The sequence below is a fragment of the Imperialibacter sp. genome (assembly GCF_040222815.1).
Lineage (GTDB): Bacteria > Bacteroidota > Bacteroidia > Cytophagales > Cyclobacteriaceae > Imperialibacter.
In genome coordinates this window covers 73,319-89,856 of the sequence record NZ_JAVKCH010000030.1, presented here as the reverse complement: position 1 = coordinate 89,856, position 16,538 = coordinate 73,319, and the positions used below count along the sequence as shown (strand labels likewise).

Sequence of the window (16,538 nt, the reverse complement as noted above, 5' to 3'; positions counted from 1 at the left end):
TCCTTTCATGTCCTTATAAGGATGCCGATGTTCCCAAATCCTATTTAGAAACTTGAGACAAGATTGATGCGCTGCAAGCGCAAATCTCGGTCGCCCCCGTTGCATAAGTCCGCCCCCTGGCGGAAACCGGAGGCAATGGAAGCTCACATGGCCCCTGCGAGCAGATTGCTATTGCCATGATGAGGTTGCCGCCTCCCTATAGTTCTCGCAATCACCAGTAAAGTTGGGTTAGGTGCTTCGATTGGATTCCGCTTCGAAGCCATAGTCGGATTATTCCATATCGTAATATGGAATATTGTTGATCATGAAACGGCCCATGCGATCACTTCTCTTATAACATCTTTCCCAAGCAATGCCTCTTTGCGTGAGGGACAGAGCCATTGTTGGAGCCCGCTGTTGGGTATTTCGTGCGTTGGCCGGCGACTGGTGAAGGCCCGACCCCTGCCGCCGAAGAGGGTTGTCGGTTGAGTGGTAACGCTCCGGCGGCAAAGGGGGCACGCCCAAGTCATTGAGATATTTATTGATGGGGTGATTGGCTTTCAGCAACGATTAAAGAGATTACTATTTGCTGGGGCGCAGAGAGTAACCTCTTTAATTTGGTTCTGTTGCAGGAGCGTAGAGAGTAACCTGATTGATTCGTTTTCAGAAAGATTAAAGAGGTTACGACTTGCAGGGCGCAGAGAGTAACCTCTTTAACTCGATCCTGTTGCAGAAGCGTAAAGAGTAACCTGATTGATACGTTTTCAGAAAGATTAAAGAGTTACTACTTGCATGAGTAGAGAGTAACCTCTTTAACTCGATCCTGTTGCAGAAGCGTAAAGAGTTACCTGATTGATACGTTTTCAGAAAGATTAAAGAGGTTACTACTTGCAGGGCGCAGAGAGAGTAACCTCTTTAATTTGGTTCTGTTGCAGGAGCGTAGAGAGTAACCTCTTTAATGGTAAAACCGCCACTTTGTCTTAAAGTCCTTGGGCAGGGTTTGGTTGGTGAGGATGGCACGCACCATTTCTACCGGCATGGCGTTTTCGTGGAGCACGGCGTCGTGGTATTGCTTGAGGGTCATTTTGCCACCGTCGACCAGTTCTTTTTTGAGGGCGTAAAACTGCAAGCCACCTGTGAGGTAGGCCACCTGGTACAACGGCCCGTACCCGCCTGTGAACGACCTCCTCACCTCCCCTTGGGCGTTGGCCCGCTCGTGCCCTACCCTGTCGACGAGGAAGCCGATGCACTGCTGGGGACTCCACTTGCCCATGTGGTAGTTGAGCGAGAAGATGATGCGGGCACAGCGGTGCATGCGCCAGAAGAGCATGCCGATGCGGTCTTCGGGGGAGCGGGGAAAGTCCATGTCCCACAACAGCAGCTCCCAATAGAGCGCCCAGCCTTCTGTCCAGAATGGGGTGCGGAACTGGCGGTAGGTTTTATAGCGCCTGTTCATAAAGCCCTGGAGGTGGTGGCCGGCAATGAGTTCGTGGTGCACGGTAGACCGGGAGAAGTGAGGGTTGTTGCCCCGCATGCTCATCAGGCGGTCGTCGTACTCCATGGTGTTGGTGGGATAAGAGATGATGAAGTTCTCCCCGCCCAGGAAGAACGGGCTTACCTTTTGCCGCTCGGCCGCCATCATGGTCATGCGCCAGCTTTCTTCGGCAATGGGCGGAATGGTGACCAGGTCGTGCTCTTTGAGGAAAGCCACCGACTGGTTGTAGAGCTCCATCATGGCTTCGGGCTGTTGGCCGATGGGTACATAGGAGTTCTTCACTTTCTCTTGCGCCGCCTTCCAGTCGTCGCCGAAGCCCATTTCACGAGACGCCTTGAGCAGCTCGGCATCGCACCAGGCAAACTCCTTGTTGGCCAGCTCGATCAGCTGATCGGGCGTGTAGGGGATCATCTCAAACTCCAGTTGCTTGATGATCTCGTCACGACCTATGGGGCTACCCACAATGCCGCTGCCATCGTCTGCCTGGGTGGTAATAAGCTTGGCCTTGCTGGTCATTACCTTTTCGTAAATGGTTAGCAGGCTGTCGACCCGGGTGATGGGCATGGTGACCCACCAGGTGTACAAGGGGTCGTATTCGTTGTAGAAACTGTGGATGCTTTTGATGCCTTCCTGTATGCCTTTAATGGAGGCGGAGGCCCGCCTGGTCAGCTTCTGATCGAAGGGTTCGGCGGCTTTTAGTTTGGCGGTGATAGCCTCTATGTCGTCGCCTTTGTCGGTCAGCTTTTTGGCTACCTCCTGCCATTGGAGCTGGTTACCCCGTCGCCTGAGGTTCTCGATTTCGTAGAGATAAGGCGCAAATGGAAGCCATTGCTTCACGGCCGCTAGTTCGGTGCCTTCGAGGGTAAGGGTGCGCAGGTCTTCCTGCACATCCCGCCTGAAGAGGAGATAGTCGACCCGGGCTCCTGTGCCGAGGGCGTCGTAGTCCATGGCTTCGAGCTGCCTGAGGTAATCCTGATCGAGGGTTTTGAGGCGCTCGATGCGCTCTGGAGAGCTGTTCATATAGTAGAAGCGGTGCAGACTGCCGTAGTCGGCGTCGTAGCGCACCATAAGGTTGTTGACTTCGCTGGTTTGCTCGTAGAGCGCTTGCGAGAAGCCGCTGAGCATAAGCAATGAAAAGAGGAACGAAAGCAATGTCTTTTTCATAAGGCAGATAGGTTGAATCCAATGCATAAGATGTGACGGAAACATAAGGAAATCAACGGAAGCTGGACAAAGGGAAGGAAAGTGCGGTGGGTGGTGGAACCGGCGGTGAAGACACCCGCCGGAACGGAGGACGGACGACAATGCTGCCAGGAAAGGCGTCGGTACGGCCAGTGGGTGGTGCCCTTTGGCTCCCTTTAGGGGCGCCAGGGGCTTGAGGTTGGGAAGGGGTAAAACAAAGGGCAAGTGTTGGCATTTAGAAACCGGCGGTGAAGGCACCTGCCGGAACGAATCACAGTCGGCGGTGGAGACACCCGCCGGAACGGAGGACGGACGGCAACGACACTGTGAGCAAAGGCGTCGGCACGGCCCTACGGGCCGTGGATTGGGGCAGTCAGCCGCCGAAAAGGTTGAGGATGGGCCCTCAGGAAACTCAACCCGGTGTCTGACGGCACTTGCATTGTATCAGAGCCCTGAAGGGGCGGCATAAAAACAGGATGGCGGTGAAGCCCCATCCGAATAAGGAAGAGATGCTTGCATCCACCCCCTCTCCCCATGGGAGAGGGCCGGGGTGAGGTGATAGAAAAATCGGCGCAACAAATTATTACTTCCTATTTCATTTAATACTCAAATACGCTTTATTATGCCTTGTTTAAAAAAACTGAGTAAAGAATACATGAAAAACCTATACTGCCTAATACTTCTATTTACTACACTTGCTTTATACTCTCATAAAGCCTCAGCGCAGGAATATGTCCGTGATTTCGGAACGGTAGCCAATGAGGATTTTGAGTTTTCAAAATTTGAATCCGAGCCCGATGCAGAAGCTGTCATTTTATTCGACAAAGGCACCTCGTCTTTTGTCCGTGGTAATACACAGGCATTTGAGCTGTCATTTGAACGCCACCTGAGAATCAAAATTCTAAGCAATGCAGGCATACGCTGGGCAGAACATGCCATCACCTTATATCAGGACGGTGTTGACAACGAGCTCCTTCAAACCCTGGAAGCCATTACCTTTAATTTCGAAAATGGAAGGCTTGCAAGAACAGAGCTTGACAAGGCTACTGTTTTTGACGAGAAGGTATCGGACAATGTCACGGTGAAAAAGTTTGCCTTGCCCGGTGTCCAAAAAGGATCCATTATTGACATAAAATATAACGTAGTCAGCCCTTTTGTCTACAGGCTCAACGACTGGCGTTTTCAATCAAAAATCCCAACGTTATACAGCTACTATGAAGCCAGGATGATTCCTTTTTACGAGTACGTCTTTATTCTAATTGGCAATCCAAAGTTGACGCTGCACAAATCCTTTCTCCAACCAGGAAAAGAGCACTTTGCCGGTGCTGACTACAGTATTGCTGTCAATCAATTTGCCACTAAAAATGTACCTTCTTTTGATGACGAAGATTTCTTTTCTTCGGAAGATGACTACATACAAAGGATCGACTTCCAGCTTGCCAAAGTGACCCAAGCAGACGGAGGCAGCCGAGAGATCATCACCACGTGGCCGAAACTAGTCTCCGCTCTCGATAAGCATTTCGACTTTGGTAAGTACATGGACAAGGCGGAGAAAATATGCAAGGAGCCTCCTTTTTCCGATATCAAAGGAGCTTCGGATATAGAGAAGCTAAAAACGGCGGTAGACCTGGTTAAAAACACCTTTAGCTGGGATGGCTATTATGGAAAGTTTGCCACCAAATCTCCAAAAGAGCTTGTCGAGCAGAAAACAGGGAGCGATGCAGATATCAATCTGTTCCTTATAGCATTGCTCAGAACACTCGGGTTAGACGCCAATCCTGTTATTATCAGTACCAGAGGGCATGGCAAGGTGTACAAAGACTATCCTTTCGACCATTTCTTTAACTACGTCATCGCCTACGCTCAGGTTGGCGAGCAACACATTCTGATGGACGCCACTGAAGTCCACAGTCAATACGATGAACTTCCAGTGAGGTGCATCAATGATCAAGGACTGTTGGTCAAAAATGGAGATCCTCAATGGGTGAGTGTGATAAGCAATTCACAGTCAGCAACAACCAGCGAGCTTACCCTCAGCTTCTCCCCTTCACTCGATTCAATCCGGTTTGTGGCGAAGAACTCTTCTGCAGGGCATGAAGCCATGTACCTGAGGCGAAGGCTTGAAAACAAAAAAGAGACAATACATAACCTCTACTCCTCTGACGGGCAACAAATTGGCCAAATATCGACCTCCAACTACAAAGACCCATCGCAGCCATACGTGGTAGAATATTCGGCGTCGATGCGACCGGAAGTGGTTAATTCCAAGGTCTACTTCTCTCCGTTTCTGAACGCACCGCCCAAAGAATCGGAATTTAAATCAGCCTCCCGTAGGTACCCAGTGGACCTGGTTTATCCAAGAAACATCAGCTACGTGTCTATTGTCACTATTCCGGATGGCTACAAGTTGGAAGCTATTCCCAAAGGATACAAACTAGACAATGTTCTTTACACATTGCTATTTGAAGTGGAAGAAACGAGCCCTAATTCACTCAAGATAACTGGGAAGTTTGAACTAAAACACGCTGTTTACAAACCCGAGCACTACATGCCTATTAAAATGGCGAATGACAAGGCCATTGACTTATTTAACCAAAAACTGGCCATTGTGCCAGTAGAATAGGCGCCTGCGTCATCTCAGGTTACATTACGACCTCATGTATGAAAAGTAAATATATCTTCCTGGCCACTAGCTATTGTTTTCTTAGCACCTCCTTTGCCTTTTCCCAGGACTGTGAAATAATAAGGTACGACACCCGGTGCGTCATCAACGGAAGCAAACTAACCACAGAGGTGGATGTAACACTGCAAATCAATAAACGAGAAGGCGATGACTACGGCATCGTATATATTCCATACAGTAAAGGCGATGAAATTGACGATATCCAGGCTTCCATTACCGATAGCCACGGAAAAACAGTGAAAAAGCTAAAGAAGACTGAGATAGCTATACGGAGCGCCGTGTCTAATGCTGCGCTGTACGAAGACGACTTCGTAAAAGTGTTTCAGATGAAACACAATGTTTACCCGTACCGGGTGCACTACTCCTATTCGCACACCGTTTCTCAATTTCTAAGTATTGCCGACTGGAATCCATCGTTTTATAATCTCCCAGCGCACAATGCCAGCCTGGTTGTGGAAGTCCCACCAACGTACGATTTTTTGCTTTACGAAAAAGACATCACCAGAACGGAGACAGTAACAACCAAAGGCGACAAAGTCTATACGTGGCGTGCCTCGGACGTGGCCCCTGTGCCAAGAGAATCTTACGGCCCCAACAGACAAAGTATGCTACCCAATGTAAGAATCATCCCGAAAGTATTTCGATATGGATTGCAGGGAAATATGACTTCATGGGAGGACTATGGCACATGGCAATACAAAACCAATGAAGGGCTGGACGAACTGCCTGACTTTGAAAAAGCCAATATCGACAGAGTGATCGCCGACGCCAGCGACACAAGAGAAAAAGCAAGAAGGATTTATCACTACCTGCAAGACCACATGAGGTATATTCTCGTGAAAGAAGGTATTGGTGGTTTAAAGCCCTACCCAGCCTCTTATGTAGCCAGTAACAAATACGGCGACTGCAAGGCCCTTACAAATTACATGATGGCTGCACTCAAGTATGCTGGCATTCCGTCGAACTACACAAAGATTTTTGCTGGTGACAAGGTGGTACCCCTGATCGAAGAGTTGCCAAGCCAGCAGTTTAATCATGTGATTGTTACCATTCCTAACAAGGGCGACACCATTTGGCTGGAGTGCACCAGTAAGTACAATCCCTTTGGCTACCTCGGCACCTTTACTCAAAGTCGTGAAGTGCTTTTTGTGTCCCAGGATAATAGCCGCCTCATTAAAACGCCCGCTCTAAGCTTGCCCGACGTTAGGGAAAAAAGGACAGTTGTGGCAGAGGTAACACCAACCGGTAAAACGTTGATCAATCTGGGAATCGAGTTTCGGGGCGATAAATTCGAAACATTCACCTACCTGCTAAATGAGTACACCCGCACAGAACAAGAAGAGTATGTCAGAAAAGTGATCGACTTGCCTGAATACACACTCATCGACTGGGAGCTTAAACGACAGCACCGGGACTCCGCATCAATATTTCTGACAGCCGAACTAACGACGAATAACTTTGTAAAGAAATATGGAGACAACTATGTTGTCAGAAACCTGCCACTGGACATTCCGTCGACGGAGGTTCCAGCCAAAAGATCACTACCTTTTGAGCTGTATTACCCCATTTGTCAAGAAGAGACTGTCACCGTGAAATTTCCGCAGGAATTCGTAGTTGACAAGCTTCCGGAAGAAATGCAGGTCAATTCAGATGCAGGGGCCTACCGGGTATCGAGCTACGCCGAAGGCAATGAAGTCCACATCAAACGCTCCTACATCGTTCAGTCTGGAAACTATAGTGGAAAAGGTTACGAAGGCTTTTATGACCAACTGGCAAAAGTCAAAAACCTTGAGGCCAGTAACCTGCTAACCTTAAAAAAAGCAAACTGATGAGATACATTGTTGGAATTTTCCTTTTAGCATTTGCCATGAACGGCTTTGATGTGTTCGGGCAATCAGTTGGCAGGAACTATGGCGACATAGCACCCAGCGATTTTGTGAGTACCGAAAATGAGGAGTCAGCTAAATCTCAGGGGGCCATTGTTTTGTTTGACGTAGGCGAATCTTATTTTGTTCAATCGGGTTATAGCTTCAACCTGGTCCTGGAACGCCGTATACGCATAAAGATCCTGAACAATGTAGGACTAAAATGGGCTAATGAACAGATCCCTTATTATGCCAGCGGATCTCAAACAGAAGTCGTCAAGGGACTCACGGCTGTGACTTACAATTTGGAAGAAGGTGCTATAGTAAGTTCAGAATTTGACTCCACCCAAACTTTCGTGGAGAAGTTGACCAACACCTGGTATTTAAAAAAGTTTGCACTGCCTGCCGTCAGACCCGGCTCCATTGTCGAATACAAGTACAAAATCATCAGCCCCTTCAAATTCAATCTTCATGACTGGGAATTTCAGACTGAGATTCCCACACTCTTTAGTTCCTACCAGGTCAGACTTATCCCTTTTTATGAGTATGTGTACATTTTGAAAGGACCAGACACCACTATTAAGCCAGACACCACTTATGAAAAGAAAAGAAACGTGACATTTAATGGCATTGACTTTGGCGAAAAAGTCTACAGGTTCAGCATGAAAGATATTCCTGCTTTTGTAAAAGAAGACAACATGGGCGCTGTTGATGACTACAAGATCAAGCTCGACTTTCAGCTTTCAGCAGTCCATCGAACCGATGGCTCAGTTGAGAAAATTCTTTCAACATGGGAGAACCTCGTGGAAGAGCTCACCGACAATTCAAACTTCTGGAAATATGCTGATGCTAGTGGGATGTACCTATATGACCTGCGCAAACTTGGGCTTGATGGGATGACGAAAGAGCAAAAAGCAAGGGTGATTACCCAGTTTGTTACGTCAAAATTCAAATGGAATGGTCGCTACGGAACTTTGGCTTCTAAGGAACTTGGAGACTTTTACAAATCCAAAACTGGTAATGTCGCCGACATCAACCTATTTCTGATTGGTCTGCTCCGGGCAGCGAAAATAGAAGCGAATCCAGTCATTTTAAGCACAAGAGGTCATGGCAAAATCTATAAAGACTACCCATTTGAACACTACTTCAACTATGTGGTTGTGATGGTCAGCTTCGACGACTCCACTATCTTTATCGACGCAACAGAACCAGATATACCGTACAGCCTGCTACCGGTTAGGTGTCTCAACGATCAGGGACTACTCGCCAAACAAGGATTCGAAAAATGGGTGTCGCTGAACAACCCCGAGGTAATAGAAACAGAAGAGAAATTTCAACTGAAATTGAATAGCACAGTTGACTCGGTGATCATTACTGCTGCTAAGACCGTGCATGGATATGACGGGTTTGATCTGCGAAAGAGGCTCGAGAACAATCCAACGAAACTGTCAGAGCATATCAAAAATGGGTACATCCAACTTTTTGGAGCACCCAGCACCAACAACTATGACGACACCAGCCAGCCCTACCAAATCAATTACCGGGGCTGGCAACAGGTGGAAAAGATTGCAGAAAAGATCTATATATCGCCGTTCCCTCTACATTTAGAGTTGCCTGGTGCCTTCGCCTCCGACAAAAGAACTTACCCATTGGATTTGGCATATCCGCAAGCCAACTCTTACTACTCTGAGCTGGAAATACCAGACGGATTCCTCGTAGAATCACCACCGGACAATTTCAAGTTATCGAACATCCCTTACGCCATCGAATTCACAGTTGACACCAGCAATGATCACAAAATCATTGTTAGTGGATCCTACACCCTCAAACAGGCCGCCTACCTTCCCGAGCACTATTTACCTGTTAAGCTTGGTCTCGCTAAAGCTATCGACCTGCTCAACCAAAAGCTCGTGCTAACTGCCAGCAAATAACATAAATACTCAAACCAACGCCGTTACCACCCAAGGCTTCAATTCCGGTATCTCACGGCTCTTGCTCAATGGCCATTCCGGCATGCCAATACCTGCGCTCATTCTACGCCCCTGAAGGGGCCCGGACGGAGTGGCATAACAACAGGATGGTGGTGAAGCCCCATCCGAATAAGGAAGAGATGCTTGCATCCACCCCCTCTCCCCACGGGAGGGGGCCGGGGTGAGGCTAAAGTCAAAACAACGCCGTCACCTGCAAGCCACCAAAGTGAATCACAGCCTTGCTGGGCGACTTACGCCCATCGTAATTAATCTGCAAGCGCAGGCCGCTTTTCAGCCTTTGTTGCCATTGCAGCCGCCAGGTGTAGTTGGTGCCAGGCCTCAATGCCTCCAGCATTTCATAGCCCAACGGACTGGCTTCATCACCTTCGAAGTTCATATTGATCACCTTCACAAAGCCGGAAATGGTCGACTGTAGCGACTTATTCATTTGCCAGTCGATTTGGTATTCTGTCAGGTCACTCCCCTGCTCTTCTGAGACCGGCAAAGCCCTCTTGTGCGAATAGCGAACGCTACTGGTGATTCTCAGCCACTGCAACGGCATCCATTGCAACTGAGGCTTCACCTGCCGCTGCCTGATCAGGTAGTTCCGGTTGCTGAAGATATCACTCGACGACTCCGTCTCTCCTACCTCACTTTGCAGGAAAATAGCCCAGTCGGCAGATAAGTTGTTGCGGGTATTGAGCTGCCATACCTTTTTGTTTCTCGCTTCCCAGCCACCCGTCAGCAGCTGCCGCCCGGCGGTAGACTGATAGCCAACATCGAGGCCGTACTTCGGGTCGGCCCGGTTGAAGAACCAGCGGCTACGAATAGCATTCTTATAAGCCAATTCTTCCTCAGAAGTGCCCGGTGTGCTCCATACGTCAAACCGTTGAGCCCAGTTGCTGTCCTGCGTCTTCCTGTCTACCAGCACCGCCGATACATTGGAGAATCGGCCAAGAAACGACTTAAACCCACCTGCAGATTTCCATTCTGCCGGGGCTGTCAGCTCCAGGCTGTAGTTCAAGATGGTCTGGTAGGCAGAAATGTAACTGTCGGTAGGTACGAATATCTTGGCGTAGGTGCGCTCATCAGGATTGACGGCTTCGTAGAATTCGTTCAAATCCTGCACACCATCGCCATTGTCGTCCCTCCAGGTATGCGTGCCCTGGCCCGGAATCACCTCGATGAACACGTACTCCCGCCGCAGCTCCCTGCCGTTTAGCAAAGCCAGAGATAGATCCGACCGGATCGATCGCTCCCACCAAGTGCTCTGCCAGTTGATCCTGCCCTGCACGGTTTCCTCTTTCTCGTCGCTGGTATCAAGTATATCGTCCAGCTGCCTGTAAGTGAAAACACCCGACACCACATGCCTGTCCTTCCATTGGGTGGTGAAAGATGCATTGGACGTATAGCTGATATCACTGCGCTCCAGCACGCCATCCACAGGTCTGTCGTCTATCCGCCGGTTGGCATCTAGCCTGAAAGAGGTGCCGTTTTGCGCTGTGTCAGCCGATTGCAGAAAAACCATGTGCTGGCTGTAGTTCATCGCTGACGCCACCACCGAGTCGGCAGGTTGGTTGGTAATAGCGTTCCTGTCGCTCTGAAAGGTGTAGCCAGGCATCAGCTTGCCCAGCTTGTAGGCTGCCGTCAGCTGCGCCCTTGTCCAGGTCGATTCATTGACACCCTGTGCACTCTTCATATCAAAAAAATCACCGCTAAAGGTGGCTTTGCCCAACTGCTGCCGCAACATCGCCTTCTGCTGCCACCCATCTATCGCTGCTCCCTTATTTCTGTAGGAGGCTTGGTAATTCCATCTGTTCGCTGCACTCTTCGTCATACCAAGCCTTCCTATTAGAATATGGTCTTCTATGGGAGCCGGCTCCTGGGTCGACTGAAAGATCGGTGTATAGCTCCAGTCTCTGTCGTACTCAATATACCTGTACCTGTCGATAGGCCTGAAGTACTGGTGGTTCCATTCGTACGACGCCTCTGACAGCCATTTGTAGTCTTTCAAAAAACCTACTTCCCTCCCCTCCGATCGTATCCCCGACTTTTGCGCCCAGCCCTGGTTGTCCTGCTGGTCGAGGCTGGAGAAAAGGTTTTTGTCCTGATTGCTGGCCGAAAGCTCGGTATATACCGTTTCATACGGCGTTATTTTGGAGCTGACCCCTCCTACTACCAGCTGCCTGCTATTGGGCGTTACCACTGGAATGCTAGGCGAGTAGTTGCCCTGAGACACCCCATTCACAGGCGCCACCCACTCATACACTTTTCCATTCAGGCCAAGTGGCAACTGCACGTAGTCGCCCGCCGACACCTGGCTAAAGCTGACCTGGTACACCGCCGTTTCCGGGTCGCTGGAATACTGGTAGATACTGTAGGCCCGCCCCTGCGCATCCACCGTGTCGACCCTTGCATACAAGATTCTGTTGTCCGAATAACCCACACTGTCGGCACCTGATATGGCTGCCTGCGAGAGATCGTCCCCGATGCCAGACAAGGCAAGCCGGTCGGCTTCGGTCAGGTCATAACTAAGCGGCCGGAACGGATTATCCTTCTCTCGATACACCTCGAAATAAGCCGTTGTCTTACCATTCGACTGTCTGTGCGATGCAGAAAGTATGGAACGGCTGAAGTTTTGCGCAGTGTATTCAAAGTCGACCCGTATCCTGGAGAATTTGGTAATCAACACTTTGGGCGTGAAGGTGATCTCGGCCAGGTTATAATCAATCACATAGTCTTCGTTGAAACCTCTTTTCAGCAGCCTGCCATCCAAATAAATCTTCTCCGAATTGGCAATCACAATGATGAACCGCTCCCCATCCGGGCCCCGAAGTCTGTAGGGGCCACTTAGCCCTTCCACAGCCTCTAGTAGCGTCGAAGAGAACTTTCCCTTGGCAATGGATGCTGTGACGCTCGTGGAAGCTTTCCAGCTCCCGAGATGGTATTTGTAAGCCGCCCTGCCACCCTGCACGTTCTTATAGTATTTCAAAAAGTAAGTAGAGTCATTTCGCAACACCACATCGCCAGCCATCAGCGAGAACTTATCGTTGTAAAGGTTCACCAGCACCTTGTCGAAGTCCTGGATCTGTTGGGTGTTGCCCTCCGGCTGAAAAGGCACCTGCTGATCGGTGATAACCGCATTGATGAACAGGTCGTCTGCCAGCTGGCCATCGAGCTGCAGGTTGAGGCTTGATGTGACTCCCAGGTTATTGGTGTTACCCACAGTGATGCCCCGGCTGATGCTCCCCGTTTTGTAAAGTGATTCGGTGGCAAATAGCTCCTCTTTCACCAGTGGTGCATTGGCTCCCGCCTGACTGCTTTCCGTCAAGTTCTCCCTCGGCCCTTCTGGTGAATAAAGCGACATATCGTACTTGTAAATAGGCTGATGAAGGGTAAAAGGAAACACCTGATAGCAAACCTCTATGGCGTCTTCCAGAGGCCTTTCAAAGGTCAGCTCCCCGGTGGCCAAATCATAACTGTACGCAATGCCATCCGGCAGCTTAATGCTCTCTGGGTTGGCTGAAAGTGAGTCAAGTTGAAATTGAAGTCGGCCCTGGGGTATTGACCTGCACCTGATGCTACCTGCCTGCGCCAATGACAACAGCGGGGAACAAATGAGAGCCAAAGCCATAAGCTGAGGAACCCTGATCTTTCGCAGAAAGGCTGTGAAGATAAAAGCAGCATTTTGGCGTGGCCCCATTAGCCTAAAGGTAGTGAAACATAAAAAGTAGTTCCATACCCGTGTACCGTTTCAAACCATATGCTTCCACCGGCTTGCTCCACACCTCTTCTGGCCAGTGCCAGCCCGATGCCCGACCCTTCCTGTTTGGTACTGAACGACGGCACAAAAACCTTGTCCTGAATGTCTTCTGCTATGCCAATGCCGTTGTCCTTGAACGAAATCTCAGCCTCTTTCTCCTTCACTCTTATGCCAATTTCCAGGCGGGGGCCTGGTCTCCCTTCCATTGCCTGGCAGGCATTAATAATCAGGTTGGTGAAAATGCCAGAAAGCATCTTTTCATCAGCAACAACAAACACCGGCTCTATCGGCGATTCGTATACAAAATCCACCCCGGGTTTGCTATGCAGCTGCACAAGCTGGCCAAGCAAGCCGGAAATATCAAACCTGCTTGGGTCCGGAGCAGGGAGCTTCGCAAAAGTGCTGAATGAGGTAACTATATCGCTCAGGTTATCAATTTGCCGCAGTAGGTTATCAATCGACTTCTTCAGCCCCTCATCTTTGTCATCTGCAAGCCTGCGCATGTGCTGAAGCGTAAGCTTCATGGGCGTCAAAGGATTCTTGATCTCGTGAGCCACTTGCTGGGCAATCTCTTTCCATGCCGACTCTTTCTCGCTCCTTACCAATGCCGCCCGGCTGGTTTCCAGTTTCACCAGCATTGAGTTGTATTCTGCTACCAGCAACCCGATTTCGTCAGAGGTATTCCAGTGAATAGGCTCATTTGTTTCGTTGAAGGTCGTTTTCCGCAGCCTGGAGGTAATGATCCTCAACGGATTGGTGAGCACCCTCGATGCCATAAACGACACCACCAGTGAGAAAATAAAGATGAAGGTGAAAATATTGATGATGTTGGTGAACACCTCAATCTGCTGGTTCTGCTGTTGCGCCCTCGACTCGAAAAAAGGCATACTCATGATACCCAACAGGCTGGCATCATTAAAGGACTTGATCGCCAGGTAAGTCGACTTGTAGTTAAGTGTGCCCAGACTTTCAGAAAGGATAATCCTTTCTCCATCATCCTCCCTGATGCGTCTTAATGCCTCCGGGTTAATGTACTCCGACAGCAGCTTGTCATCATAGATTGTTTGCTGGCTGGAGGCCATCAGCTTCCCATTCACGCTAAACAAGTTGATGTCAGCCTGCGAAAACCTGGCAATGTCTGTCAGCTCGTTGGACAGCACCTCCTTGTTGATCACATTCGAAATGTAATTATCCATCAGCGACACAAGGTAGCCGTTCACACTTTCGGCCTTCTTCATATACTGCTTGTCAATATCCTCCTTATAGGAATTGTTGATAGCGCTGAGCGTTGCCACGGTGACCACCACCAGGGGTAGAAAGAAAGCTATGCTGAGGTAAATCTGGATCTTGGAAGCCAGCGTAAGCCCGGTGTTAGCAAATCTCACCTCAAGCGCATTAAAAACCACCGTGAGTGCAATGCCGCCAATAAGTACCAAGAATAGGAACGAGAAATTGGAAACCATCCAGCTCACCTCGTACATCGGCGAGGTGATAATGATTCTTTTCTCTCTTGATCCCTTTATCCCCAAATGATGGAACCCATTGATTTCCAGGCCAGTGGTATACAAGCTACTCCTGTCAAAAATACCCTGAGACAGATTGGTGATATAGTTGAACGTCCCCGACTTATACCGCAGATTTGTGCCCTCATAAATACCGTAGCTGTAGTTTTCATCGGCCGGCTCATTCATAAACCGCTCGTCCACCAGCAGGCGTGGGTATACGGTGCTGGGAAGATACTTCTTCAGGCGAAGCTGCAAAACAATATATCCTATTGTCTTCTCATACCTTTCCAGGCCAATAAAACACACATAGCGCTTGGTGGATCCCGGCGAAAAGTTACTCTCAAAAAAGATATTCTGATAGTCGGTTTTATAAATCGGCTTGTCATAGGTTTCCTTTATCGCTGAGAAAGTGACACCAGGCTCGTTGGGAAAAGGATCGCCTTTCGAGTTATACATCGACACCTGCACATCGTACTTGTCGAAGTAGCTATTCATGTAAAGCCTCTTAATCCGCTGCTTTATCATGTCCTTGGCCAGCACAGGGCTCATCATGCGGGTCAAAATAAAGATGTCGCTTTTGATCGACTTCATAATGCCATCGAGCTGAAACTCGCCCTGGATATCATTTTCTATCAGAAGGCTATTGGCAAATTTTTGCTTTTGCACATTCCTCTCAAATTCGCTGTATTTATAAATTGAATAGCTACCCAAAATAGACGAAAACGCCGCCGCCAGAAAGAAATAAAGGAAGGCCTGAAACTGGATCGGCCTAATAAACTCAGGCAAACTGAACCAAAAAATAATGGAGAAGTAAGCGGCATGCAGGACAGGTACAATGGCTAAATCACCATCTATGATAAGAGCCGCAAGGAACAAAATGGCAGCCGTGGCCAGATGAACCAGCCAGACAATCCCTGGCGACGTACCTCTGAAGTGCTTGAGCAGAATATAGGAAGCATGAGCAACGAGAAAATAGCTGAAGCAAAACAGAAAGTATACTACCAGCGTGCCCATCCGAAACATATCGAGGTGAATGCTACGGTTTACGTCGAGGTGGATTTGGGAGTTCTTAAATATCTCCTGCAACAGCAGGTAGGTATACCCCATAAACCCATACCCCAGCAGTATGACCACAATAGTGATCAACCATTTTACCTTTTGAGAGGCACCGGAGAAATAAGCGTAGGCGTCGCTTCGAAAAACGGCATTGGAAGTAAAGTACACAAAGTAGGCAAGCAAAAAGGCGGTGATAATCAGATCACCCAATGACTTGTGGAGCGAAGAAATAACGAGGTACCGAGAATTGAACAGGTCGAACTGGTAAACCGAAGACGGGAAATTGGTAGCCAGCAGCAGCCAGCGGATAAACACTACTCCTGCAAGCAATAAAGCTATGCCTGCATAAGGTCTGCCGTTTTCTGCCAGGTTGGATGCGGATCGCTGGAAGAAGAAAAAACCCAGCACAAACGCCACAGAAAGCAAGCTGAAGATAAGGAAGCGGTCAAAACGGGACGAAACAGCTGGCGGCGACTGAATGGTGAAATAGCATACTACCTGATCATGATAGCTAAAGGCGAAGCTTCCTTCTACCTCCTTGTCGTAAACGAAAACCCTCAGTTCGTCAAAAATACCCTTATCGTACCCTCCTCTGATCAGTTCATTCTCAATTGGAAAGTTACGATAGATGGGCAGCACGCCCACATACTCCTTCCGAACCCCTGCTCTTTCGGTATATTCCTTCAGAGCTATGAATTTATTGCCCTCCCATTCCAAATACTGAATTTGGTAGTCACCCTCAATCACCCTGTAGTCGGGCACGAAAGCATTGGAGCTCAGCCCGGTGAGCGACCGATTCGTGTAAATCTGTATAGGGTAATTGGATTGCAGCGTGCCTGGCACCTTCCCGCTGCTTTTCGCATTGGCCAGATCGCTCTCAATGAGCTGTAGCTGGCTGACCAGCCGCTCACTGATTTGCTCGTAGGCTTCCTGACCTCTCTTAGAGCTTTTACCAACAAAATACCAATAGAAGAACGCAGAAGCCCCGAACAGGGCTGCAATGAAAAGATATTTATAGCTTACTACATGGGAGGCCAAAT

Annotated in this window: 6 protein-coding genes; 3 read left to right on the top strand and 3 right to left on the bottom strand. The window is 49.0% G+C overall.

Features of this window, described 5'->3' with window-relative positions:
* Positions 1 to 934: 934 nt before the first annotated feature.
* Positions 935 to 2,638 carry a DUF885 family protein gene (locus RIF36_RS17055; RefSeq protein ID WP_350125610.1) on the bottom strand — a complete coding sequence of 568 codons (1,704 nt, stop codon included), beginning with the start codon at positions 2,636 to 2,638 and terminating at the stop codon, positions 935 to 937.
* Positions 2,639 to 3,311: 673 nt separating this feature from the next.
* Between RIF36_RS17055 and RIF36_RS17050 the strand changes: the two genes are divergently transcribed.
* Genes RIF36_RS17050 through RIF36_RS17040 form a run of 3 tightly spaced genes read left to right on the top strand, consistent with a single transcriptional unit; the run spans position 3,312 to position 9,135 of the window.
* On the top strand, positions 3,312 to 5,279 hold the full coding sequence (locus tag RIF36_RS17050) for a DUF3858 domain-containing protein (RefSeq protein WP_350125607.1): 1,968 nt from the start codon (positions 3,312 to 3,314) through the stop codon (positions 5,277 to 5,279).
* Between the two features lie 38 nt (positions 5,280 to 5,317).
* Positions 5,318 to 7,168, top strand: coding sequence for a DUF3857 domain-containing protein (locus RIF36_RS17045; RefSeq protein ID WP_350125604.1), 1,851 nt, complete (start codon positions 5,318 to 5,320; stop codon positions 7,166 to 7,168).
* A complete protein-coding gene (locus RIF36_RS17040; protein ID WP_350125601.1) occupies positions 7,168 to 9,135 on the top strand; it encodes a DUF3858 domain-containing protein in 1,968 nt (655 codons plus the stop codon). Before RIF36_RS17045 ends, RIF36_RS17040 begins: the two co-directional genes overlap by 1 nt.
* Positions 9,136 to 9,367: 232 nt before the next feature.
* Here RIF36_RS17040 and RIF36_RS17035 read toward each other — a convergent pair whose 3' ends face one another.
* The gene (locus RIF36_RS17035) at positions 9,368 to 12,877 is read right to left on the bottom strand and encodes a DUF8818 domain-containing protein (protein ID WP_350125598.1); all 3,510 of its coding nucleotides are present in this window, start codon (positions 12,875 to 12,877) and stop codon (positions 9,368 to 9,370) included.
* Positions 12,877 to 16,536, bottom strand: a complete 3,660-nt coding sequence (locus tag RIF36_RS17030) for an ATP-binding protein (RefSeq protein ID WP_350125595.1) — start codon at positions 16,534 to 16,536, stop codon at positions 12,877 to 12,879. The genes RIF36_RS17035 and RIF36_RS17030 overlap by 1 nt, the downstream gene beginning before the upstream one ends.
* Positions 16,537 to 16,538: the final 2 nt, after the last annotated feature.

What these genes read in the sequence shown, in the direction of transcription:
- RIF36_RS17045 (WP_350125604.1), top strand. Translation starts at nt 5,318, where the DNA reads ATGAAAAGTAAATATATCTTCCTGGCCACTAGCTATTGTTTTCTTAGC.
- RIF36_RS17040 (WP_350125601.1), top strand. Translation starts at nt 7,168, where the DNA reads ATGAGATACATTGTTGGAATTTTCCTTTTAGCATTTGCCATGAACGGC.
- RIF36_RS17035 (WP_350125598.1), bottom strand. Translation starts at nt 12,877, where the DNA reads ATGGGGCCACGCCAAAATGCTGCTTTTATCTTCACAGCCTTTCTGCGA.
- RIF36_RS17050 (WP_350125607.1), top strand. Translation starts at nt 3,312, where the DNA reads ATGAAAAACCTATACTGCCTAATACTTCTATTTACTACACTTGCTTTA.
- RIF36_RS17055 (WP_350125610.1), bottom strand. Translation starts at nt 2,638, where the DNA reads ATGAAAAAGACATTGCTTTCGTTCCTCTTTTCATTGCTTATGCTCAGC.